This window comes from Colwellia sp. 1_MG-2023 (genome assembly GCF_030546755.1).
GTDB lineage: Bacteria > Pseudomonadota > Gammaproteobacteria > Enterobacterales > Alteromonadaceae > Thalassotalea_H.
On the sequence record NZ_JAUOPE010000006.1, the window covers coordinates 164,979 to 189,687 of the forward strand.

Genomic DNA, 24,709 nt, shown 5'->3' on the forward strand with positions numbered 1-24,709 from the left:
TTTTCATGTAGTTAACTAAATACTTAACTGTAAATATTAAGTGACAATGGCTCATTGTCACTTAATTAAATAATATTCAACAATAAAGCTTATCCTAGCTATTCTCTGTGAAAAACACTTGATATAATGCCGGCCATTAATATTCTATTTTATCGAGGTTCTGTGGATGTCGGAAGTTGAAAACCGTCCAACTAATTTTATACGCCAAATAATTGATGCTGATCTAGCAAGTGGTAAGCACACCAGTGTGCAGACGCGTTTTCCGCCTGAGCCTAATGGTTTTCTGCATATTGGTCATGCGAAAGCAATCTGTTTAAATTTCGGTATTGCCGAAGATTATAACGGCTTGTGTAATTTACGTTTTGACGACACTAACCCTGAAAAAGAAGACATCAATTACGTAAAGTCTATTCAAGAAGACGTGAAGTGGCTAGGCTTTCAATGGGCGGGCGATATTCATTATTCATCTGATTATTTTGATCGCTTGCATGCTTTTGCTGTTGAATTAATTGAAAAAGGCTTAGCGTATGTTTGTTTTCTTAATGGTGAAGAAGCGAAAGAATACCGTGGAACATTAAAAGCGCCAGGAAAAAATAGCCCATACAGAGATACCGCCGTTGAAGAAAACCTAGCCCTATTTGAAAAAATGAAAAATGGCGAATTTAAAGAAGGCGAATGTTCACTGCGTGCAAAAATAGATATGTCATCAAGCTTTATGTGTATGCGTGACCCAATCATTTATCGTGTCAGGTTCGCTCATCATCATCAAACAGGTGATAAGTGGTGTATTTATCCGATGTACGATTTTACACATTGTTTATCAGATGCCATTGAAGGGATAACACATTCATTGTGTACGTTAGAATTTCAAGATAATCGTCGTTTATATGATTGGGTACTTGAACATGTTTCTATTGATACTACTCCTCATCAGTATGAATCTTCACGTTTAAATCTTGAATATACCGTGATGAGTAAACGTAAACTTAATACCTTAGTAGAAGAAAACTTAGTAAGTGGTTGGGACGACCCACGTATGCCAACCATTGCTGCGTTTCGTCGTCGTGGTTATACGCCAAATTCAATTCGTGAATTTTGTAAACGTATTGGCGTTACTAAAATGGATAACACCATTGAAATGGGCGTATTAGAAGCCTGTATTCGTGAAGATTTAAATGATCATGCGCCACGCGCTATGGCGGTGCTTGATCCGATTAAATTAGTGATTGAAAATTATCCACAAGATCAAGTGGAAGAGTTAACGGTAAAAAATCATCCAAGCGATGAATCACAAGGCACGCGTATTGTCCCTTTTGCTCGTGAACTTTATATTGAAGCGGAAGATTTTCGTGAAGAAGCGAACAAAAAGTACAAACGTTTAGTCCTTGATAAAGCGGTTCGTTTACGCGGTGCTTACGTGATCACAGCTGTTCGTTGTGACAAAGACGCTGACGGTAAAGTCACCACCGTTTACTGTACTTACAATGAAGATACACTAGGTAAAAATCCTGAAGATGGTACGAAACCAAAAGGGGTTATTCATTGGGTCGCTGCTGAACAAAGTGTCGATGCGGAAATTCGTTTATATGATCGTTTATTTACCGTGGCAAACCCTGCGGCTGAAAGCGATTTTCAATCAGTGATTAATCCTGACTCTTTGATTACGATTGCACATGCGAAAGTTGAGCCGTCTTTAAAAAATGCGAAAGCTGAACAAGCATTTCAGTTTGAACGCCAAGGGTATTTTTGTTTAGATAACAAAGATGCTACAGCCGATAAATTAGTGTTTAATCGTACTGTTGGTTTGCGTGATACTTGGGCGAAAATATCCGGTTAATATTGTTTAAATTATCAGTTTTATAAAAGAAAATTTTAAACAAATTGTTGATAAAGGTGTAAGCTAACAGTGATTAGTTTACACCTTTTTTATCACTATTTTTTAGCAAACATTTGAAGAAAAACTTTTAACATCTTAAGGAGAAGTACATGAAACATATTATTTTAGGCGTCGGGTTATTGATACTTTCATGGCAAAGTTTCGCAGAGCAATCGTTATCAAAAGCATTATTAGAGAAATATGTTTCAACGATTGAAAAATTTCAAGGGCTTGAAGATAAATACCCTGCAATGGACGCTGAGTTAGAAAATTTGTTGCAGATGACTCCAGATGCAGCGATTAATAAAATTAAAGGAATGCAAGCGTATGGCGACATAGAAAAGATAGTGAAAGCTGCCGGTTATGATAGTTTTGAACAGTTTTATCAGCAATCTTTTCGTATTATGTCGAGTATGTTTGCAGTGCAAATGCAACAGATGCCTGATAGCGTAGAGTCGATGAGTGAAATGTTGAACAGTACCGTTGAGCGTATGAAAAAAAGTGGTATGCCGGCTGAGATGATCAGCAAAATGGAAAAAGAAATGGCGGCGCAAAAAGCTAATATCGACAGTATGGCAACATTGGCAAAAAGTGCTAGCAACGAAGACATCGCTTTTATGAAAGAAAACATGATGTGGTTAATGAGCATTATGCCAAACGGTATCGCAACTAACCAATAACTGACTTAAATTCAGCATTTTCCAAACACTAATAACCCTAAATAAACTAACTGTGTAGTATCAGTTAGTGTAAATGTGTAGCTGTTTTTATTGAGCAAATCTTTCTACACTCGATGAAAATTTTTTAAAACCTTTAATTATGCTGAAAAAACTGATCCCTTTTCTTTTCGTTTTATTATGGAGCACTGGTTTTATTGGTGCTAAATATGGATTACCTTACGCGTCTACCGGAGATTTTTTATCAATTAGAACCTTGGCCAATATTGTCGTGTTTGTTTTATTGATTGTGATATTAAAGCAGCCAAAACTTACCGCTAAACAAATTGGTCACGCCATGGTGACAGGTTTACTTATTCATGGTGCTTATTTAGGTGGCGTATTTGGCGCGATTGAATACGGTATTCCTGCCGGATTAACGGCAATTATTGTCGGATTACAACCTTTGTTTACGGCTATGTTAGCGGTCTTTATTTTTAAAGAAAAAGTGAATCGCTGGCAATGGTTGGCCTTAGTTTTAGGATTAAGTGGTTTAATGTTAGTGGTATCAGCGAGTTTAGCGTTCACTCATGTGTCGATGAATGCTTTGTTGCTAGCTTTTATTGCGTTAATAGGCATTACCTTCGGCACCTTATACCAAAAAAGATTTTGTCAAAAGCAGCCTTTATTACCTTCGGTTTGCTGGCAATATATTGCTAGTTTACTTATTTTTCTGCCGATTGTTTTTGTTAGTGACTCTCAACCTATTACTTGGAATATTGAGTTTATTCTTTGTTTAACTTGGCTTGTTTTAGCGCTTTCTGTTACTGCTATTTTGTTACTGATGTATATGGTGGAACAAGGAGATTCATCAAAGGTTACTGCTTATTTTTATTTAGTACCACCTGCTACTGCGCTTGAAGCCTGGCTATTGTTTGATGAGCAATTGGCACTTTCTAGTGTATTAGGCATGGTATTATGTGCTATCAGTGTTTATGTGGTGAATAAGCCAAAGCAAAATATTGTAAAAATTTAAAGGCGAATAATTTATTTTATTTGAATGAAAATTTTACTTGTTCGGGTCTATTGGTATTCATATGAATTATCATTTTATTGTCATTAAACGTAAATAAACAAAAGAAGAGATTTATGAATAAAACTATCTTTGCTAGTGCCTTAATTTTATTGTCATTTTTTCAATCATCTGTATTAGATGCAAAAACACAAAAAATGGAGCAAGTCGTTAAAAGCGATATTGCTGAAACGGCTGATCTAGTATCGCCTTTATTAAATGGTCAAATGCTCCCTGAAATCGCAGTGACCACAGTTGAAGGAAAAAGTGTTCAATTAGCAGATTATTTAAACGGGCAAAAAACCATCCTATTTTTTTACCGCGGTGGTTGGTGTCCATTTTGTAATACTCAAATGGGACAATTACAAGCAATAGAAGGTGAGTTGAAAAACTTAGGCTTTAAGCTGGTTGGTATTTCTACCGATGCTCCTGATGATTTAAAGAAAAGTATTGATAAACGTGAGCTGTCTTATGACCTACTATCTGACTATCAATCGAAAGTTAGCTCAGCATTTGGTTTATCATTTTTCACCTCTGAGCAAACTACCAGTCGTTATGTGGCTAAAATGAATTTAAAAAATCCTTTGCAAAAGAATCAAGCAGGCGATGAACGCTTAGTTTTACCTGTGCCAGCTATTTACGTGATTGATAGTAAAGGATTAATACAATTTAATTATGTTAATCCAAATTTTAAAGTTCGTTTACATTCTGATTTATTATTAAAAGCGGCAGAATTAGTAAAGTAATCAGAGCTTGAGAGCTTTAGCTGTATATAAACGTATTTATCACAAAAAGGTAAAAAGCCTGTTGTAAGTCAACAGGCTTTTTTTTACTTATTTCGTCCTGAAATAGTTGCGCAGCAAGCTTTATTGTTTTGTGGCTGCTTTCATAGAACTGACAAACTCATGTAACGCACTTAGCATGGCTGTATTATCTGATAAGTGATTTTCAATAATTTTTACCACCGCTGATCCACTAATTGCGCCGGCAGCACCAGCATTTAATGCATCTTTAACTTGTTGTGGCTGCGAAATACCAAAACCTATTACCGCGGGCGCTGCTTGATGATTTTTTAATGAAGCAATTAATTCATGCGCGGCAACATTTGCGGTTGGCTTACTTGTTTCATTTTCAATAGCATCAACCCCGGTAACACCTGCACGGCTTAATACGTATGTATAGCCATGACTATACGCCGCTACTTTTTGTAATGTTTCTTCGCTGGCGTTAGGAGGCGCAATAAAAATGGGCGCTATGTTTGCTCCCAGTGCTGCATTTCTAAATTGCTCGCTTTCCCGAATAGGTAAGTCTGCGATCAATATAGAATCGACGCCAGCATTGGCCATATCTTGATAAAACTTATTGATGCCTCTGGCAAAAACTAAGTTACCGTAAAGTAATAAACCGATAGGAATTTGCGGGGCGTATTCTCTGATCTGCTTTAATATATCAAGACAAACGTCAGTGTTTGTGCCAGTTGCTATGGCGCGTTTTCCTGCTTCTTGAATGATAATGCCGTCAGCACTGGGATCTGAAAAAGGGATCCCTAATTCTAACGCATCAGCGCCAGCATCAATTAACGTTTTGATGATTGCCAGAGATTGCTCAGGGTTAGGATCACCAATTGCGACAAAAGGAATAAAAGCGCCTTCATTTTTCGCGGAGAGTTCGTGAAAACAATCGATATAACGCTGACCTGCTTTTTGGTTTTGTGCTTGTAGTTGCGTCATTATTTATTCTCCTTGTCAGCTGACGTTTCTTCAGGATGCAACACCGTATGAACATGAGCTAAATCTTTATCACCACGACCTGATAAGTTGACTAAAATTACCGTTTCTTCAGTCGCGGCTTCTGCCATTTTTAAGGCTTGTGCAAGAGCATGCGAAGACTCTAAAGCCGGAATTATCCCTTCGGTACTTGCTAAGGTTTGAAACGCCGCTAAAGCTTCGTCATCGTTAATCGGCACATATTGCGCACGACCAGTTTCTTTTAAAAAGGCATGTTGTGGACCAACAGCGGGGTAATCAAGGCCGGCAGAAACCGAGTATGACTCTTCTATTTGGCCGTATTGATCTTGCATAATATAAGTGTAATTACCATGCAACATCCCTTTAGTGCCAGCAGCAAGGGTTGCTCCGTGTTTGTCGGTATCAATACCTTTACCACCCGCTTCTACACCAATTAATTTCACTGATTCTTCATGGATAAAATCATTGAACATGCCAATAGCATTTGAACCACCACCGACACAAGCAATCACGTAGTCAGGCAATTTACCTTCTTGGGTTAAAATTTGCTGTTTGGCTTCTTCTCCTATCATTTTTTGAAAATCACGAACGATAGTCGGGAATGGGTGAGGGCCGGCCGCCGTACCTAATAAATAATGGGCATTGTCATAGTTTGCTGACCAGTCACGCAGCGCTTCATTAACGGCATCTTTTAATGTGCCTGAGCCTGCGGTTACAGGGATGACCGTTGCGCCCATCAGCTTCATGCGAAAAACATTTGGTTGTTGACGCTGACAATCAACGGCGCCCATATAAACCTTACATTGTAACCCTAAAAGTGAACAGGCAATGGCGGTTGCCACACCATGTTGACCAGCGCCTGTTTCAGCGATGATTTCTGTTTTCCCCATGCGTTTTGCTAACAAGGCTTGTCCCAACACTTGGTTGGTTTTATGGGCGCCACCATGTAATAAATCTTCACGTTTTAAATAGATTTTTGCTAACGGATTTTTGGATAAATTTCTTGTTAACGTTAAGGGCGTTGGACGACCCGCATAGTTAGTTAATAAATCATTAAATTCATCGAGAAAGCTTTGGTCTTGCTGTGATTCAATATAGGCCTGTTCAAGTTGTTCAAGCGCTGGTACTAATAATTCACCAACGAACATGCCACCAAACTCTCCAAAATAAGCGGGCAATGTTTGTTTCTTGGCTGACGAATTTTCTATTGTTTTGTTTGTCATGTTAGTAATTCCGTATTTGCGTGAATACTTGTTGAAGTTTTTCACGACACTTTATGCCTGGACTTTGCTCAACACCTGAGTTGATATCCAAACCAAATAATTCTTGTGTGGTTAGCTGTTCAAGCGCGTTGTCAATATTATCGCTATTTAAGCCGCCAGCTAAAAAGCAGCTTGATAAGTCTTGCTCACTATCGGCTAACGCTTGCCAGTTAAATGCTTGACCACTGCCAGCATTTTTTCCATCTAAAACATATTGTTGCGCATTAACAGTAAACGCTGGCACATGCTGCTGAACCGCGATTGCTTTCCAAATTTGACAATTTTCAGGCAATTGCTGTTGTAACTTGTCAATGTATTCTTGGTCTTCATCGCCATGTAATTGTACGGCAAAAAGGTTTAATTGTTGCGCTAATGCAGCAATGTCTTGGCGTTTATGGTTGACAAAAACCCCGACATAATTAAGTGATGGAACTTTTTGGGTAATGGTTAATGCTTGTTCTGGTGTAATGCAGCGTGGCGATTTTTCGGCAAAAATTAACCCGCCATATTGCGCGCCAGCTTCAATGGCCATTTGTGCTTGTTCAGGCGTTGTTAAACCGCACACTTTATTGTTGCCGTATATTAACGTGCGGCATGCAAGATCAATATCTTGTTGCGCCATAACCGAACTGCCTACTAAAAACCCGTCCACAGCAGGAGCTAGTTCTCGTACCTGTGCGTTAGTATAAATACCTGACTCAGAAATAACGATTCTATCGGCAGGTAAGCTTGGTGCATAATCAAACGTACGGGCTATATCGGTAGAAAGATCACGTAAATTGCGATTATTGATACCGATTAACTTTGCCCCTAATTGCACGGCGCGATCGCGTTCTTCATCGTTAGATATTTCCGTTAAAATCGCTAAATTATAGTGTTCGGCAACTTCAGCTAGAGTTCTATATTCCTCATCTGAAAGCACACTTAACATAAGTAATATTGCATCAGCGCCATAATAACGTGCAAGATGAACTTGATAAGGTTCAATAAAAAAATCTTTATTTAATACTGGGCAGCTGACGGTATCGGTGACTATTTTTAAATACTCAAATTTACCTTGAAAATATTTTTCATCAGTCAACACTGAAATGGCTGCCGCGTATTTATCGTAAATTTGACAAATGGCTTTTGGATCAAAGTCAGCTCTGATCAAACCTTTTGACGGTGAGGCTTTTTTGCATTCTAGAATAAAACCAGCCTGACTTTTTCCTTGTTTACGATCAAGCGCCGCATACATGTCTTTTGTGGTTGGCTTTAACTCATCAATAAAGCTCGCTAAAGGTTTATCAATTTTTAATTGCGCTATTTCAATGCGTTTATCAGCAACTATTTTTTCTAATACATTTGCCATTATTTATTCTTTCCGCTTGCTACTTGATTTGTTTCTTTATTTGAAATGTTTACCATGGTTTGTAACGTTTCTAAGGCTTTGCCTGTAGCCAATACTTTTGCTGCTATTGCTGCTGCTGAAGGTAAATCTGCTGCTTTGCCATGCAGGTAAAGTAAGGCCGCACAATTGATGATCACCGCATCGTTATGCGCTGGTTGACCTTGACCTGATAAAATCGCTTTTATGATATCGGCATTTTCTTGTGGAGTGCCACCTTTAATATCTTCTAAGGTATAACGAGAAAGACCAAAGTCTTCAGGTGTAATAGTGCGCTCAGTTAATTCGCCATGGTTAATTTCGGTGATTTGTGTTTCACCATGTAAAGCAATTTCATCGAGTCCACTGCCATGAACTACCCAGCCTCGTTTCACGCCGGTTAATATTAAACTTTGCGCCATGGTAGGAATTAACTCGGGGGTATACACGCCTAATAGCATTACTTGTGGGCAAGCAGGGTTAACGAGTGGTCCTAAAATATTAAATAATGTACGAATACCCATAGCTTTGCGAACAGGACCGGCATATTTAAACCCCGGATGATAAGCTGGGGCATATAAAAAGCATAAGTTACTTACTTGTAAACATTCACTAGCGACTGCCGGAGACATCATTAAATTCACACCAAAGGCTTCTAATAAATCAGCAGATCCTGACATACTTGAAACGCTTCGGTTGCCATGTTTGGCCATCGTCAAGCCACAAGCCGCGGCTAGTATCGCCGCAGTCGTTGAAATATTAATCGTATTAGCGCCATCGCCGCCAGTTCCTACGCAATCAGCAACCCCATTTTCTTGTAAAGGGAAGTCGGTTGCATAATCTCTTACAGCTACCGCTGCACCCGCAATTTCTTCAGGGGTTTCGCCTTTTATTTTTAAAGCCGTTAATACAGAGGCCAGCATTTCTGGTGCTATTTTTCCTTGCATTACTTCGCTAAAAAACGTGTGAGCTTGCGTTTGGCTTAATGATTGGCCATCAACTAATTGTTGTAATACATTACTCATAAGAACTCCCTGTTTGTTGCTGGATATTTTCTGGTAATTGACTGGTTTGGGCTGAATTTGACGTTAAACATTCAATGGCTTGTGCTAATAAATTGCTGCCATATGTCGTTAAAATAGACTCTGGATGGAACTGAAAACCTATTACTCTGTCTGTATTATGTTCAATTGCCATAGGTAAAACGACACCATCGCTGGTGGTAAATTGCGCTGTCATGGTTAAACTGTTTGGCATTTTTGTGGCGACTAATGAATGATAACGCGCTACAGGAAGCGGTTGCTGAATATTGTTAAAGGCGTTATTACCATCATGTTGTACGTTCGACGCTTTTCCATGAATAATTTCAGGTGCTCGGCCAACAATACCGCCATAATATTCAATTAACGCTTGATGCCCTAAACAAATACCCAAGATAGGGTATTTACCGGCGGTTTTTTCAATAAGCTGCATTAAGCAGCCCGCTTTACTTGGCTCTCCAGGACCAGGCGATAACACCAATAATACCGGAGTTTCACATGCTTGAATTTGTTCTAAAATATAGTCAGCACTGATGGTGTTTCGATAAATAGTTGGCTCAAATCCTAAACATTGAAATTCATCAACAAGGTTATAGGTGAAAGAGTCTAAATTATCCAACATGAAAATTTTAACGTGTTCAGTGTTGTTATTCTTTGGGGTAGAGGATAGTGACATTACTTAGCCTCCTGTTCATGATTGATATTTATTGTTGAAGACAGGTTTTTCATTCTAGCCGCTTTTTGAATTGCACTGATCACCGCTTGGGCTTTTTGACGGGTTTCATTGGCTTCAGCTTGGGGATCTGAGTCAAACACCACGCCTGCACCTGCTTGAACGTGCGCCATTTGATTTTTAACAAATGCACTACGAATGACAATACAAGTATCCATGTCGCCATCGCCAGTTAAATAGCCAACCGCACCGCCATAACTGCCTCGGCGTTTGCCTTCAAATTGTCGGATCAATTCGGTTGCTCTGACTTTTGGCGCACCTGATAATGTACCCATATTCATACAAGCTTGATACGCATGTAATGCGTCTAAGTCGTCACTTAACGTGCCACAAACTCTTGATACTAAATGCATCACATGTGAGTAACGGTCAACCTTAAGTAAATCGGCCACATGTCGAGTACCCGCTTTACTTACGCGCGCCACATCATTTCGCGCTAAGTCAACTAGCATAATATGTTCAGAAAGCTCTTTTTTGTCTTGACGTAACTCCAGCTCAATTCGACAATCTAAGTCTAATGAAAACTCACCATTAGCTTTATAGCCACGCGGACGAGTACCAGCGATAGGGTAAATTTCAACTTGTCTGTTATGTTGTTGATATTTAATTGCTGATTCAGGCGATGCACCGAACATGCAAAAGTCTTCATCTTGGAAATAAAACATATAAGGGCTTGGATTACTTTCTCGTAATGCTAAATAAGCGTTAAAGGTATCTTCACAAGGTAAACTAAAGGTACGAGAAGGAACCACTTGAAAAATGTCCCCGGCTTTAATGTGCTCTTTTAACGCGATTACCGTTTGGCAAAAGTCTTCATCGCTGATATCGCAAGTCACTTCTGTTGGGGCAACTGAGTCAATATATTGTGTTTGCGGTGGAGCGATATCACTTTCTACTAAGGCTTTAATTGCCGATAAACGTCGGGCAATTTCAAAATGACATTTTTGTTGTTCTGGACCTGAAAAAACATTGGCAATCACTTCGCTTGAACGTTTTTCATGATCAATGACTACTAAAGTTTCTGCTAAGTAGTAAACAAAGTCTGGGCAAGTATTATCACTTTCTTGAACGTTTGGCAGTTTTTCACTCATGGTGATCATATCAAATGCAAATGCGCCGCCAAGAAAAACTGCAAAGGGATGATGCGTTTCATTGTTGAGTTGCTGAAAAATCCGTAAGCTTTGAAACGGGTTTGTAGCTAATAAGCGTGATTTTTCATCTAATGTTTGTGCGGTTTCTGCAAAAGTAGCCTGTAAACTTTTACCGTGAAAGGTAATGGTTGCGTGTGCCGCTAATTCTTGTTTAGCAAAAGCAATCGCAGCTTCACCGTTAACGCTTAGCGGTGTGAAACTAACTTGGTTACCATGACAAACAATTTTTATCGCGGCATCAACGAGCAATAAACTTTTTAATTGATGTTTTTTATCAATCTCTGCCGACTCTAACAAAAGATTGTTACTTTTATTGCCGCACAATTTTTTAAACAATGTTAATGGGTCTGATTGATAACTCGCTTTGCTCGATAAAGTATTTACCGAGCCTATTTCTGTATGAGCTGTGGGGTCAAATATTGCCTTCATAATGTTTTACCTGCTGCGGAAACAAAAGGTTTTATATCTGCCATTAACGTCTCAAAGTCGTCAGCAGTGAGTGCTTGATGACCATCTGAAAGGGCTTCTTTAGGATTTAAATGTGTTTCAACAATAATACCATCAGCCCCCACAGCAACAGCCGCGCGTGATAAAGGATTGATTAACGATTTTACACCTGTGCCATGAGAAGGGTCGACAAAAACGGGAAGATGAGATTTTTCTTTTAAATAAGCTACGGCGTTTAAATCTAAAGTATTGCGAGTCGCTGTTTCAAAGGTGCGAATGCCACGTTCACATAAAATGACATTCGGGTTACCGGCATTGATTATATATTCTGCTGCAAGTAACAACTCTTCAAGTGTTGCACTCATGCCGCGTTTTAGTAAAACGGCTTTGTCGGCTTGTTCTCCAACGGCTTCAAGTAAACGAAAGTTTTGCATATTACGCGCGCCAATTTGATAACAATCAACGTATTCATGCATTAATTTAGCGTCATTAGGATCAATAATTTCTGAGACAATTGGAAGACCATATTTTTCTTTCGCCGCTTTTAATAATTGCAAACCTTCTAATCCTAATCCTTGAAAACTATAAGGACTGGTTCTTGGTTTGAAAGCACCACCACGTAATAATGGCACACCTTGTTGTTTAATCATGTCGCTGATACCAAACAATTGCGCTTGGCTTTCAACGGAACAAGGTCCTGCAATGACGGTAAAATTGCCACCCCCGACTTTTACACCGCCAATTGACACAATAGAGTCATGAGCTTGTAGTTCTCGGCTAACTAATTTGTAGGGGCTCAGTACCGGTTTGATTTCATCTACCATAGGGTAGCTATCAAGGTGAAGCTGACGTAATACGCGTTCATCGCCTAATGCGCCTAGAACGGTGCGTTCAATACCCGGCATATAAAGCGGTTTTAAGCCGAGGCTAGATATTTTATCTAATATTTCATTGGCATCTTTTTCAGATGCTTGTGGTTTTAATATGATGATCATGATTATTTCCTAAATCTGTTAAATTATTAAGTTCGGTCAACCAGCGTAAATAGGCTGAAGCCACCATATAAACCAACTTTTTACTCGTGTTGTTAACATTGTTAACCCTTATATTTTTGTTCGTGATGTATTTTAAACGTAATAAAAAAGAAAAACCCGCTTAAGTGATTAAGCGGGTTTTCAGAATTTTTTTGCGATTTCTTTTATGAAAAGCAAACTATCACAACCCACTTAAGTAGAGTTATGCCACCACCAAATTAATGAATTAGTTTGTTTTACTTGTATCATTCGTTTATTAACCTAAGTAAAATGAGTTTGCGAAAAAAATCCTCTATAGAAGAACTTATTATGCCATTGATGTCAACCGAAAATTTTGCCGATTTTAAAAATCGCCGTGTTGATCTACACAGTCATACTAAGTGCTCTGACGGTGGCCTTACGCCTGAAGAGTTGATAGAACGTGCAGTTAACTTTCAAATTGATGTGCTGGCGATCACAGATCATGACACTACCGCTGCGCTTGATATTGCTAAAGCGTATATCGTAGAAAAAAATCATCCAATAAAACTCATCGAAGGTATTGAAATTTCAACCGAATGGCAAGGATTTGAAATTCATATTGTCGGTTTAAATATTGATAAATCTTCGCCGGTTTTAAAACAGTTAATTGCTGAACAACAAACTGCCAGAGAAAATCGCGCGTTATCCATGGGCGAAAAACTCGCTAAATGCGGTTTTGACAATATTTATGAAAAAGCAAAGGCGTTGGCCGGTGAAGGCTCTATTACTCGCGCTCATTTTGCTAAAGTGTTATTGCAACAAGGCAGTGTAGCTAAAATGCAAGCGGCGTTTGATAAATACATTGGCAAAGGTAAACGTGCTTATGTGAAACCAACGTGGTGCTCAATTGAGCAGGCAATTGATGTCATTCATCAAGCGGGTGGTCAAGCGGTGATGGCGCATCCAATTCGATATGATTTATCGACAAAGTGGTTACGTCGATTAGTGGCGCAGTTTAAAGAAGCAGGTGGTGATGGTTTAGAAATAGTTTTACCACAAATGAATAACGATCAGCGCCGTTTGATGCTAAGCTTTTGTTTAGAATATGAATTACATGCTTCAATGGGCTCTGACTTTCATTATCCAAGTAAATGGTCAGATTTAGGTCGAAATTTAGTGATGCCAGAAGGTGTTTCGCCTATTTGGCAATTGTTTTAAAAGGAATCACTTATGAGTCAGTTTTTCTACGTTCACCCTGATAATCCTCAAGGCCGTTTGATGAAGCAAGCCGCTGAAATCATTCGCCAAGGCGGCGTGATTGTTTATCCTACCGATTCTGGCTATGCATTAGGATGTCATATTGGTGATAAAAAAGCGCTTGATAGAATTTGCCGCATTCGTGATATTGATAAAAATCATAACTTTACTTTAGTGTGTAAAGACTTATCCGAACTTTCAGAATATACCCGTGTCGATAACAGCGCCTTTCGAGCGTTAAAAAACAATACCCCCGGGCCTTACACGTTTATTTTTAAAGCCAGTAAAGAAGTGCCGAAACGATTATTGAATCCGAAAAAACGCACTATTGGAATTCGTGTACCAGATAATGCCATTGTACATGGTTTATTGGCCGCACTTGAAGAGCCTATTATGTCGACGACGTTGATTATGCCGGGAAAAAATATGGCGGAATATGATCCTGAAAATATCCGTGATATGTTAGAACATCAAGTTGATTTGATCATTAACGGTGGTCATTTAGGCGAGCATCCAACTACGGTAATTGACTATTCCGAAGGAGAGGCACAAATTATTCGTGTAGGGGAAGGCGACCCGACACCTTTTGAATAATTCAATTAACTTAACGTTATAATATTTATGCAAAATAATGCTGAACATGATCAAGTAAACAAACTCACTACGGGCAACTTGCAAGCGGGTGAAATGCAGCAGCAAGTACTGCCGTTTGCTTTCATTCGAGGCGAAGCCATAGTTGAAAAGCCGCAAGATTTATTTATCCCGCCGGATGCTTTAGAAATTATCTTAGAGTCATTCGAAGGACCACTCGATTTACTGTTATATCTTATTAAAAAGCAAAAGTTTGATATTTTAGATCTGCCAATCGCGCCTATAACCACACAATACATGAGTTATGTGGAATTGATGAAAGACGTTAAACTTGAATTAGCGGCAGAATATTTAGTGATGGCGGCAATTTTAGCAGAAATTAAATCACGTTTACTATTACCAAAGCAGCAAGTTGAAGAAGACGAAGAAGACCCCAGAGCAGAGTTAGTGCGCCGTTTACAAGAGTATGAAGTTATTAAACGAGCAGCGCAAAATATTGATGAGCTTCCGCGTTTAGAACGTGATATTGCGATAGCGAATGCCAGTTTTTCAACTACTTTTACGTATAAAACTCGAGCGGCAGAGGTCGAATTAGCCGATTTAGTAACTGCTCTTCAAGCTGTGTTAAAAAGAACGCAAGCCTTTGAACATCATCATATTGCGAAAGAAACGCTGTCAACTCGTCAGAGAATGAGTGACATATTAACAAAATTGTCAGCCGCTAATGGCAATCACTTTATTAAATTTGAATCCTTGTTCGATGTCAGCGAAGGCAGGCATGGGGTTGTCGTGACTTTTTTAGCGGTATTAGAGCTATTAAAAGAACAATTAATAGTATGTCAGCAAGTGCAAAACCTAGGGGATATTCATGTTCGCTTAAAAGAGGCTGAAGACAGTTATGATCAGCACTAAACACCTCGAACAACTTATTGAAGCGGCAGTATTTTCATCGGATAAACCTTTATCGATAAAAAAGATTAAAGATCAATTACTTCCCCATTATGGTATTGCAACTCCACAAATTAAACAGGCATTAATTAATATTGAAAAGCATTATCGGCCGCGTGGTGTTAATTTAGTTGAAGTTGCATCAGGTTTTCAATTTCAAATAAAAGCTGAACATAACGAAGACATTGCGTTATTAACTGAAGAAAAACCGCAGAAATATTCACGAGCTTTATTAGAAACCTTAGCACTGATAGCTTATAAACAACCGATCACTCGCAGTGAAATTGAAGATGTCCGCGGCGTAGCAGTGAGTAGCCATATTATTAAAACGTTAATTGAACGCGAATGGATAAAAATATTGGGTTATAAAGAAGTCCCCGGCAGGCCTTCTATGTATGGAACTACTAAAGAGTTTTTGGATTATTTTTCTTTAAAATCGTTAGATCAATTACCAGATTTAATCCCGATAGAAGAATCTTCTATCGTTAATGGTACGATGCAAGATATAATACCCTTTAACATAAAGAAGTAACCACATAGAACGATACGGACGACATTAGAATAAACAAAATATGCGTAGATATAGTCATTGTACATTAAGCAAATTTTGTGAAGTTATCATGGTGGTCATACGTTTGTGAAGGACGAGCTTTAAAAGCATATTAGGCGGCGTTATTGATTTTGATACGGGATAACCATTCTCTGCTATCAATTCCTTGCCTCTAAATTTTTAAATTATCGCTAAGAGCGCACTTTCTTATTTGGACTGGTATAATGCCGAATAATGAGTGATTACTCAATCAATTGAGACAGAAACTAAGCAAGAGAAATGGCCAATCTTGGCAATTGTGATGTTACTGACGGAAGAGAGTTAGACCTATGTCTGAAAAACTACAAAAAGTATTAGCCCGTGCGGGGAAAGGTTCACGCCGAGAAATGGAAACGGTGATCAGTGCAGGACGCATTACAGTTAATGGCAAGGTGGCTTATTTAGGTGATCGTGTCGAAGGCAATGAACAAATAAAAATTGATGGCCATTCGGTCAGTCTACAAAGCAAAGAAGACGAGCTTTGCAGGGTGTTAATGTACAATAAACCTGAAGGGGAAATGTGTACCCGTAAAGATCCCGAAGGTCGTCCGACGGTTTTTGACCGCTTACCAAAGCTAGAGTCTGGTCGCTGGATAGCAGTAGGTCGATTAGATATTAATACTTCAGGCATGTTACTTTTTACCACGGATGGAGAATTAGCGAATCGTTTAATGCATCCTTCACAAAAAGTTGAACGTGAATATGCCGTTCGAGTATTTGGTGAAGTTACCGAGGCCATGCTACAAACACTAAGAGCTGGTGTTAAATTAGAAGATGGCCCTGCACGTTTTCAAAAAATTACTTACCGTGGCGGTGAAGGGCGAAATCATTGGTTCCATGTGGTATTGTCTGAAGGACGAAATCGCGAAGTACGTCGTTTATGGGAAAGCCAAGATGTACAAGTGAGTCGCTTGATTCGTGTCCGTTATGGCGATATGGAATTAAAACGTCAATTACCATCGGGTGGTTGGACAGAGTTAAACCTGCAAGATGTGAACTATTATCGCAAGTTAGTGAAACTTCCGCTTGAAACGCAAAGTAAAGTTAAAGTGGATGAAAAAGCGATGGATAACGCGAAAAGTCGACGTATTCGTCGTTCAGTGAAAAAACATCAACATCGAAGCCAACAAGCCACTAGAAGACGTAGAAGTTAACGCGAAAATTTGCTGTTTGATTTGTCGTTCACCAATAAAGGGAAACTTTTTTGCAAAATCAATATATTGAAGATGATGAGAGTTTAGTTTCATTATGTCATCAATTATCTCAAGCTACTGTATTAACGATTGATACTGAATTTGTTAGAACCCGCACGCTTTACCCTCGATTAGGCTTATTACAAGTATGTGATGGCAAGGTAGTGGCGTTAATTGACCCGATAGCGATAAATGACTTATCGCCTTTTTGGGCGTTAATGACCGATGCAAATATTGAGAAAGTCTTGCATGCATGTTCAGAAGATTTGGAAGTATTTTTAACACAAGCTAATTGTCGGCCGATTAACTTAATTGATAGTCAAATTATGATGTCATTTTTGGGACACGGTTTATCACTTGGCTATGCGGCTATGGTGAAGCATTATTTAGACATAGATCTTGATAAGTCAGATTCACGAACCGATTGGACGAAACGTCCGTTAACTGCTAGTCAAATTGAATATGCCGGTGCTGATGTTGAATATTTGTATCAAGTTTATCCTTTGTTAAAAAAAGAATTAATGCAAACCCCTTGGTTGGCAGCGGCGCAGCAAGAAACCGAGTTAATGATAGAGCGTAAGTTTACCCCGATTGATGATAGCCAGTTATATTTAAACGTGAAAATGAGTTGGCGATTAAATGCTAAGCAACTCAATAGTTTAAAGTTTTTAAGTCAATGGCGTTTTCAACAAGCGAAGAAAAGAGATCTGCCGATTAGCTTTGTTGCTAAAGATCACACCATTATTGGTGTGGCGCAAACCTTACCGAAAAACGTCGGCGTTATGGCTGGCATTGAAGGGGTTGACGTATTAGATGTACGTCATAAAGGTAAAGCAATGCTAGCAGTACTAAAGCAAGCTGAACAAGTGGATGAAGCGCAATACCCTGACAAAATTAAACGCTTAGATGAGTACCCAGGTTATAAACAAACCTTTAAAAAAATTAAATCGTTTATTGCAGAGGTTGCTAAAAAGCATCAACAACAAGTCGAAGTGTTTGCTTCTAAAAAGCAAATTAATCAATTTTTATCTTGGCATTATCAATTGAATATTGATGAAACTCCGGCGGAAAAAATTGATGTACTTAGAGATTGGCGATTGAGTATCTTTGGGGAAAAACTATTGGCAGAAGCAAAATCTAACTTTTCGCAACTATAGTTAATTAACGTAACGTTTTATCTGTTTTGAATTTTCAGTTACAAGTTTTTAGTTTCAAATAAAGGCCGGCATTATGCTATGTGTTATTTATAAAAGCCCTAAAAAGGCACAAACATATTTATTTATTAAGCAAAGAGACAAGTTTGATGATGTGCCTGAGGCATTGATGGCGATGTTTGGCACGCCTACTTTGGTGACGATTATCAATTTAGACAATAAAGATAAACTTGCTTTAGCGGATATTAATAAAGTAAGAGAGAATTTGAATAATCAAGGGTTTTATCTCCAATTACCGCCACCTCAAGAAGATCTTTTAAAAGAGCATAAAGAACAAATGAAGCGTAAAGCTCAACAGTTATAAAGATCCATTTATTATTAAGGGCAATATTAGGTATTTTATGAAGTTAGTTAAAGTAAGTACGCTCGTTAGTTGTTTTACATTTTTGTTAAGTTATTCGTGCCAAAGTTTAGCTTTTGCTGATAAGGAACTAAGCCAAGCGGGGTTTGATCAATATGTTGTTGAGTTGAAACAAGAAGCTCAAGAAAAAGGGTTTAGTGACGATTTTATTGAGCAAAGTTTTTCTCAAGTAAAGTTTCATCAACGTGCAGTGGCTGCCGATCGTAACCAACCTGAAAAAGTTGAAACATTAGATACTTATTTACCAAAAAGAGTCCCGCAATGGAAGGTTGATAAAGCCCGTAATCAATACAAAGAGCATCTTGCTATTTTAGAAAAAGTCTCCGAAAAATATAATGTTCAACCACGATTTATAGTTGCTTTATGGGGGCTCGAAACGAATTTTGGTAAAATTATGGGTAATTATAATGTCGTATCTGCGTTAACGACCCTTAGTTATGAAGGTCGCCGAGAAGCGTTTTTTAAAAAGCAATTATGGGCAGCTTTAACAATACTACAAGAAGGGCATATCACCATTGATGATATGAAAGGCTCTTGGGCGGGCGCTATGGGGCAAAACCAATTTATGCCCACTTCATTTTTAGCCTATGCCGTCGACGGTGACGGAGACGGTAAAAAAGATATTTGGGGTAACCTTCATGATGTATTTGCGTCGATGGCAAATTATCTTAAAAAAGAAGGTTGGAATGATGCGCTAACGTGGGGAAGACAAGTCAAATTACCCGAAAATTTTGATATTAATTTAGCGATACCTAAAAATACTGGTAGTCGAAAGAATTGGTTAAAAGCTTGGCGTGAAAGTGAAAAATCACTTGCTGAATGGCAAAAGTTAGGTATTAGACGAGCCGATGGCACTAACTTACCGATAGTAAATGTTAAAGCGGCGTTAGTTTTTCCAGATGATGAAAAAGGCAGAGTGTATTTAGCTTATGATAATTATAAAAGTTTAATGCACTGGAATTTATCTTATTATTTTGTGAGTTCGGTAGGACACCTTTCTGATCGTATTAAATTTCCACCCATTCATTAATAACGCTAGTGATTAAAAATTATGACTGAAAAATTTTGGCAAACTAAATCGTTAGAAGAAATGACTCGCAGTGAATGGGAGTCATTATGTGATGGTTGTGCTAAATGTTGTTTACATAAGTTTATTGATGACAAAGACACCACTGAAGAAACAGAGTTAATGCCAACAACGCATATTAATGAAGGCGAGGAAATGAGTTACTCAAATATTGCTTGTTATTTATTAAATGACAAAAGTTGTCAATGTACTCAATACGACAAACGAACTACACTTGTCCCAGATTGCGTTCAACTAACTCAAGATAATTTAGACGCCATCTTTTTTATGCCACCAAGTTGTACTTATCGTCGTTTAAAAGAGGGAAGAGGAATTCCATCTTGGCACCCGTTGCTTCATAAAGGTAAAAAAACTGCGATGCACAAAGCAGGCATGTCTGTACGTGGAAAAATAGTGAAAGACAATCAAGTTGATATTGATTTCTTTGAAGATTACATTGTTAGTTGGCCATTAAATGATATTGATTAGGGTTAAATAATGATTCAAACAATGAACGTTAACCGTATTGTTTCAATACTGCTTTATGGACTTATTTTACTCAAATCTTCTCTTGCATATGCAATGAGTGAACAGCGGGTGATTAACTTTGCTGTATTAGCGAATACAAAAATAAAAGAACAAATATATCGTGATAGAGTACGGGATTTTGAGGTGCTTCATCCCAATATAAAAGTCCGTTTAATACGATTACATTCAAGAAATTACCCTGATTTGTTAGCCGAACTTATGGCGATGCAAGATGAAGTTGATGTTATTAACTGGTTTGCCAGTAATCGTTTAAAAACCCTAGTTGATAATGGTTTTGTAGTCGATATAAATGATTATTGGCAAGAAAACCACTTAGACTTTCAGTTTAAACAAGCTTCAAAGGATCAAGTGTTATTTAATAATAATGTCTATGGTATTCCGTTGACCTCCTATATTTGGGGATTTTATTATAAAAAATCTTTATTTGCTCGTTTAGGCATGAAAACCCCAAAAACCTGGCCTGAATTTATTAACCTATTAGATACCTTAGAGCAAAATCAAATTGCGCCTATTGCTTTAGGTACTAAATACCCTTGGCAGATTGCCGGTTGGTTTGATTATTTGATGTTACGATTACATGGTGCAGACAAATACAAACAACTGGTGAAAGGTAAGCTTGCTTATACTTCAGATGAAGTCCTGTTAGTCTTTAATTATTGGAAAAATTTATTAAATAAAAAATATATTTTTGCCCAGCATCGTTTCTTTGATGGGGATGAGCTGATGCCGTTAATTTATCGTGAAGTCGTCGGGATTAACTTAATAGGGAGTTTTTCATTAAGTAGCTTACCGGTGAAGAATCAAGCTGATATTGGCTTTTTTCCGTTTCCAACAATTGCTGATAGTAAAGAAAATAGTGTGTTAGCGCCGATGTCGGTGATTGCTTTAACTAAGAATGGCGCTGAAAAAGCACATTTGACGAAGTTTTTGCAGTTTTTTAATACCAATGAAACACAAATTTTTATTAATAAAGGCCTTTCAACCTTTTCGCCAAAACAGTCCGCGAGAATTGATGGACGACCTATTATCAAACAAACGGCTGAAATTTTTGAAGCGGCTAACTATCAAAGTCAATACTTTGATTTAGAGTTTGAGTTCGAAATGGCTGAATTTGCGAAAAAAGCGTTTTCAGATTTCATTAATCATCAAGATGTTAATAAAATTACCGAGTTATTAGAGCAAAAAAGAATATCTCTTTACTCTGCTACAAAGAAATAATACGCCTCATTATTTGGCTTTCGCCCTTAATCTTTTTTTAACCGTTAATTTCGGAGCATTAAACGCTATGCTTCATGAACTTGGTTTTACACCTGCGTTTAAACGCTGATAGAGTCACACTTCTACGACATAACCTCTCTTAAACTAACAAAATTTATCACACGAATATCTTCTAACTTATAACTTAAAGTCTACATTTTTAAGGGATTTTTGTGTTTAATTATTGTGCTGTTAGTGGTAAAACATTGTACGAATAATAATAAAATTATAAAAACGCACAATCAAAAGGTGGTTTATGAATATAGGAATTCCTAAAGAATCTCTGCGCGGTGAAAACCGTGTTGCTAGTTCTCCTAATGCCGTTAAGGCGCTTATCAAACTAGGGTTTAGTGTCCATGTACAAAAAGGAGCTGGTGTGAAAGCTAGCTTCACAGATCAAGAGTTTATTGATGCGGGGGCAGAGATAGTAACCAAGAAAAAATGTTGGGAAAACAGCATTATTTTTAAAGTAAATGCACCGACTTTAGATGAAGCGGCTCAATTAGTGGATGGCGCCACTTTAGTGAGTTTTATAGCGCCAGCGCAAAGCCCTGAATTATTATCTTTATTAAAAGAAAAATCTATTAATACTCTTGCCATGGAAATGGTCCCCCGAATGACTCGTTCTCAGTCTTTAGATGCTTTAAGTTCTATGGCAAACATTGCTGGATATCGAGCCGTCATTGAAGCGACAAATGCATTTGGACGTTTTTTAACAGGACAAATTACTGCGGCAGGTAATTTACCTCCGGCTAAAGTGATGATTATCGGCGCGGGGGTTGCGGGATTAGCAGCCATAGGAACAGCAGGAAGCTTAGGTGCTATTGTGCGAGCCTTTGATACGCGACCTGAAGTTCAAGAGCAAATTGAAAGTATGGGAGCAGAGTTTTTAGCGCTTGATTACGAAGAAGAAGATACAGGCTCAGGCGATGGCTATGCCAAGGAAATGAGTAAAGCCTTTATTGATGCTGAAATGGCGTTGTTTGCTGAGCAAGCAAAAGACGTTGATATTATTATTACAACTGCCATGATCCCGGGTAAACCGGCACCTAAGCTTATTACAGAAGAAATGGTTAAATCGATGAAAACGGGGAGCGTTATTGTTGATTTAGCTGCAGGTGGTGGCGGAAACTGTGAGTTAACTGTGGCCGGTAAAATTACCGATGTTGCTGGGGTTAAAATTATTGGTTATACCGACCTTGTTTCGCGTTTGCCTAATCAAGCTTCTCAATTGTATGCGAATAATTTAGTGAATTTAATGAAGCTGTTAACTAAAGAAAGTGATGGCAAGATTCACATAGATTTTGACGATCAGGTGATTCGAAACATGACCGTCGTTCATCAAGGCGAAATTACTTTTCCACCACCGCCGATTCAAGTAAGTGCTGCCCCACAACTGGTCAAATCGACTAAAACTGAACGTGTAAAAGCTGAAGTAAAAGAAGAAAAATCTTCGAGTAAAAAGCATTGGTGGATGGCCGCAGCGGGATTTTTATTTGCTTGGATAGCCAGTGTGGCACCGGCTGATTTTCTTTCTCACTTTACGGTTTTTGTCTTAGCTTGTGTTATTGGTTATCACGTGGTTTGGAATGTTAGTCATTCTCTTCATACCCCGTTAATGAGTGTTACTAATGCTATTTCGGGTATCATTATTGTTGGAGCCTTATTGCAAGTTGGCCAAGATAATACGGTAATTCAGGTGTTAGCGGGGATTGCGGTATTAATTGCCACAATAAATATAGTAGGTGGCTTTGTGGTGACCAAACGTATGTTAAAAATGTTTAGAAAATAAGGAGCAAGATCATGGAATTATCTCAAGGTTTGATCAGTGCTGCTTATATCATTGCGGCGTTATTATTTATCTTCAGTTTAGCGGGTTTAAGTAAGCAAGAAAGCGCTGAAACGGGCAATTGGTACGGGATTGTCGGTATGTTTATCGCTTTAATTGCAACCATTGCTGATCCGCGTGTCAGTAATGTCGCGATTATAATTGGTGCTATGGCCATTGGTAGTTTTATTGGTTTAAGATTTGCTAAAAAAGTTGAAATGACAGAAATGCCTGAACTTGTTGCAATTTTACATAGTTTTGTTGGTTTAGCGGCGGTTTTAGTTGGTTTTAATAGTTATTTTGGTATGGGACATAGTGAACATTTTACGTTGACTGAAGAACAACAAATGGCAGTGAACATCCATTTAGTTGAGGTGTTTTTAGGTGTGTTTATTGGTGCTGTAACTTTTACTGGCTCTGTTGTTGCCTTTGCTAAGTTACGTGGTGTGATAAATTCTGCTGCGTTAATGTTACCTCATCGTCATAAATTAAATTTAGCTGCTGGCGTGGTGTCATTTATTTTAATGGTCATTTTTGTACAAAACGGTGGTGGTAATTCTGCGTTATACCTTATGACTGCTATTGCCCTAGTATTTGGTTGGCACCTTGTTGCTTCCATTGGCGGCGCTGATATGCCTGTGGTCGTCTCTATGCTTAATTCTTATTCAGGTTGGGCAGCCGCTGCCGCAGGATTTATGTTAAGTAATGATTTATTGATAGTTACTGGGGCACTTGTTGGCTCTTCTGGCGCAATTTTATCGTATATTATGTGTAAGGCGATGAACCGCTCATTTATTAGCGTCATTGCGGGTGGCTTTGGCACTGACGTTGTTGTTGATAATGATAAAGATTATGGCGAACATAGTGAAGCGCAAGCTGAAGACGTAGCTGATATGTTGTCGCAAGCAAAATCCGTTATTATCACGCCAGGTTATGGTATGGCAGTTGCGCAAGCTCAATACCCAGTATATGAGTTAACACAAAAGTTAATCAGTAAAGGAATTGACGTACGTTTTGGTATTCATCCTGTTGCCGGAAGATTACCAGGGCATATGAATGTCTTACTAGCGGAAGCAAAAGTACCATATGACATTGTGCTAGGTATGGATGAAATTAATGACGACTTTGCAAATACTGACGTTGTTTTGGTTATTGGTGCCAACGATACGGTAAACCCTGCGGCTAGTGAAGACCCAAGTAGCCCAATTGCTGGAATGCCGGTGTTAGAAGTATGGCACGCCAAAAAAGTGATTGTCTTTAAACGTTCTATGAGCACAGGTTATGCGGGAGTGCAAAATCCCTTGTTCTTTAAAGATAATAGTCAAATGTTATTTGGTGATGCTAAAGAATCTGTAGAGAAGATTTCCAAAGCATTATAGCTTTTTGATAGTTACTTAAAGTTACAAGCCATAACGGATGTTATGGCTTTTTTTATACCTTTAATTTGGCTTAATGTGCTATATTTAACGCTTCTAATCTTGTCATACCTCGAGTTCCAAGTCTGATTGAA

Annotated in this window: 23 protein-coding genes; 16 read left to right on the plus strand and 7 right to left on the minus strand. The window is 38.4% G+C overall.

The features are described 5' to 3' along the window. The first annotated feature begins 166 nt into the window (after positions 1-166). The 4 genes from glnS to Q4493_RS09220 all read left to right on the plus strand — a co-directional run bounded on the left by glnS (position 167) and on the right by Q4493_RS09220 (position 4,350). Complete coding sequence (gene glnS, locus Q4493_RS09205) at positions 167-1,837, plus strand: glutamine--tRNA ligase (RefSeq protein ID WP_303451812.1); 1,671 nt, start codon at positions 167-169, stop codon at positions 1,835-1,837. 149 nt (positions 1,838-1,986) lie between these two features. Continuing rightward, the gene (locus Q4493_RS09210; protein ID WP_303451814.1) at positions 1,987-2,556 is read left to right on the plus strand and encodes a hypothetical protein; all 570 of its coding nucleotides are present in this window, start codon (positions 1,987-1,989) and stop codon (positions 2,554-2,556) included. A gap of 139 nt (positions 2,557-2,695) precedes the next feature. Next, positions 2,696-3,568 (plus strand): DMT family transporter, encoded by an 873-nt coding sequence (locus Q4493_RS09215; RefSeq protein ID WP_303451816.1) that lies wholly within the window; start codon positions 2,696-2,698, stop codon positions 3,566-3,568. A 113-nt stretch (positions 3,569-3,681) separates the two neighbouring features. Continuing rightward, positions 3,682-4,350: a peroxiredoxin-like family protein gene (locus tag Q4493_RS09220; RefSeq protein ID WP_303451818.1), complete on the plus strand. Its 669-nt coding sequence runs from the start codon at positions 3,682-3,684 to the stop codon at positions 4,348-4,350. A gap of 120 nt (positions 4,351-4,470) precedes the next feature. Here Q4493_RS09220 and trpA read toward each other — a convergent pair whose 3' ends face one another. The 7 genes from trpA to aroF are packed head-to-tail and all read right to left on the minus strand — an operon-like array spanning position 4,471 to position 12,346. Further along, complete coding sequence (gene trpA / locus Q4493_RS09225) at positions 4,471-5,334, minus strand: tryptophan synthase subunit alpha (RefSeq protein ID WP_303451820.1); 864 nt, start codon at positions 5,332-5,334, stop codon at positions 4,471-4,473. After that, positions 5,334-6,575 (minus strand): tryptophan synthase subunit beta, encoded by a 1,242-nt coding sequence (gene trpB / locus Q4493_RS09230; protein ID WP_303451822.1) that lies wholly within the window; start codon positions 6,573-6,575, stop codon positions 5,334-5,336. Before trpB ends, trpA begins: the two co-directional genes overlap by 1 nt. Position 6,576: 1 nt before the next feature. Then, positions 6,577-7,965, minus strand: a complete 1,389-nt coding sequence (gene trpCF, locus Q4493_RS09235; RefSeq protein WP_303451823.1) for a bifunctional indole-3-glycerol-phosphate synthase TrpC/phosphoribosylanthranilate isomerase TrpF — start codon at positions 7,963-7,965, stop codon at positions 6,577-6,579. Then, complete coding sequence (gene trpD, locus Q4493_RS09240; RefSeq protein ID WP_303451825.1) at positions 7,965-9,005, minus strand: anthranilate phosphoribosyltransferase; 1,041 nt, start codon at positions 9,003-9,005, stop codon at positions 7,965-7,967. The genes trpCF and trpD overlap by 1 nt, the downstream gene beginning before the upstream one ends. Beyond that, positions 8,998-9,696 carry an aminodeoxychorismate/anthranilate synthase component II gene (locus Q4493_RS09245; RefSeq protein ID WP_303451828.1) on the minus strand — a complete coding sequence of 233 codons (699 nt, stop codon included), beginning with the start codon at positions 9,694-9,696 and terminating at the stop codon, positions 8,998-9,000. The genes trpD and Q4493_RS09245 overlap by 8 nt, the downstream gene beginning before the upstream one ends. Next, positions 9,696-11,333 carry an anthranilate synthase component 1 gene (locus Q4493_RS09250; protein ID WP_303451830.1) on the minus strand — a complete coding sequence of 546 codons (1,638 nt, stop codon included), beginning with the start codon at positions 11,331-11,333 and terminating at the stop codon, positions 9,696-9,698. The genes Q4493_RS09245 and Q4493_RS09250 overlap by 1 nt, the downstream gene beginning before the upstream one ends. Beyond that, a complete protein-coding gene (aroF, locus tag Q4493_RS09255; protein WP_303451832.1) occupies positions 11,330-12,346 on the minus strand; it encodes a 3-deoxy-7-phosphoheptulonate synthase in 1,017 nt (338 codons plus the stop codon). The genes Q4493_RS09250 and aroF overlap by 4 nt, the downstream gene beginning before the upstream one ends. A gap of 348 nt (positions 12,347-12,694) precedes the next feature. On the opposite strand from aroF, the gene Q4493_RS09260 reads away from it, so the two are divergent. From Q4493_RS09260 to pntB, 12 genes are all read left to right on the plus strand, one after another. Then, a complete protein-coding gene (locus Q4493_RS09260) occupies positions 12,695-13,564 on the plus strand; it encodes a PHP domain-containing protein (RefSeq protein ID WP_303451834.1) in 870 nt (289 codons plus the stop codon). 12 nt (positions 13,565-13,576) lie between these two features. Then, positions 13,577-14,197: an L-threonylcarbamoyladenylate synthase gene (locus Q4493_RS09265; RefSeq protein ID WP_303451836.1), complete on the plus strand. Its 621-nt coding sequence runs from the start codon at positions 13,577-13,579 to the stop codon at positions 14,195-14,197. 93 nt (positions 14,198-14,290) lie between these two features. After that, a complete protein-coding gene (locus tag Q4493_RS09270) occupies positions 14,291-15,106 on the plus strand; it encodes a ScpA family protein (protein ID WP_303451931.1) in 816 nt (271 codons plus the stop codon). After that, complete coding sequence (scpB, locus tag Q4493_RS09275; protein ID WP_303451838.1) at positions 15,093-15,674, plus strand: SMC-Scp complex subunit ScpB; 582 nt, start codon at positions 15,093-15,095, stop codon at positions 15,672-15,674. The genes Q4493_RS09270 and scpB overlap by 14 nt, the downstream gene beginning before the upstream one ends. Before the next feature lie 347 nt (positions 15,675-16,021). Continuing rightward, entirely contained in the window at positions 16,022-16,885 is an 864-nt protein-coding gene (rluB, locus tag Q4493_RS09280; RefSeq protein ID WP_303451840.1) for a 23S rRNA pseudouridine(2605) synthase RluB, read from the plus strand. Positions 16,886-16,935: 50 nt separating this feature from the next. Beyond that, positions 16,936-18,081 (plus strand): ribonuclease D, encoded by a 1,146-nt coding sequence (gene rnd, locus Q4493_RS09285; RefSeq protein WP_303451842.1) that lies wholly within the window; start codon positions 16,936-16,938, stop codon positions 18,079-18,081. Between the two features lie 73 nt (positions 18,082-18,154). Continuing rightward, complete coding sequence (locus Q4493_RS09290; RefSeq protein ID WP_303451844.1) at positions 18,155-18,442, plus strand: YcgL domain-containing protein; 288 nt, start codon at positions 18,155-18,157, stop codon at positions 18,440-18,442. A 37-nt stretch (positions 18,443-18,479) separates the two neighbouring features. Next, positions 18,480-19,529 (plus strand): lytic transglycosylase domain-containing protein, encoded by a 1,050-nt coding sequence (locus Q4493_RS09295; protein WP_303451846.1) that lies wholly within the window; start codon positions 18,480-18,482, stop codon positions 19,527-19,529. A 21-nt stretch (positions 19,530-19,550) separates the two neighbouring features. Continuing rightward, on the plus strand, positions 19,551-20,054 hold the full coding sequence (locus Q4493_RS09300; protein WP_303451848.1) for a YcgN family cysteine cluster protein: 504 nt from the start codon (positions 19,551-19,553) through the stop codon (positions 20,052-20,054). A 9-nt stretch (positions 20,055-20,063) separates the two neighbouring features. After that, complete coding sequence (locus Q4493_RS09305; RefSeq protein WP_303451849.1) at positions 20,064-21,332, plus strand: extracellular solute-binding protein; 1,269 nt, start codon at positions 20,064-20,066, stop codon at positions 21,330-21,332. Positions 21,333-21,627: 295 nt separating this feature from the next. After that, a complete protein-coding gene (locus tag Q4493_RS09310; RefSeq protein ID WP_303451851.1) occupies positions 21,628-23,163 on the plus strand; it encodes a Re/Si-specific NAD(P)(+) transhydrogenase subunit alpha in 1,536 nt (511 codons plus the stop codon). A gap of 11 nt (positions 23,164-23,174) precedes the next feature. Then, positions 23,175-24,578, plus strand: coding sequence for a Re/Si-specific NAD(P)(+) transhydrogenase subunit beta (pntB, locus tag Q4493_RS09315; RefSeq protein WP_303451853.1), 1,404 nt, complete (start codon positions 23,175-23,177; stop codon positions 24,576-24,578). Positions 24,579-24,709 lie beyond the last annotated feature (131 nt).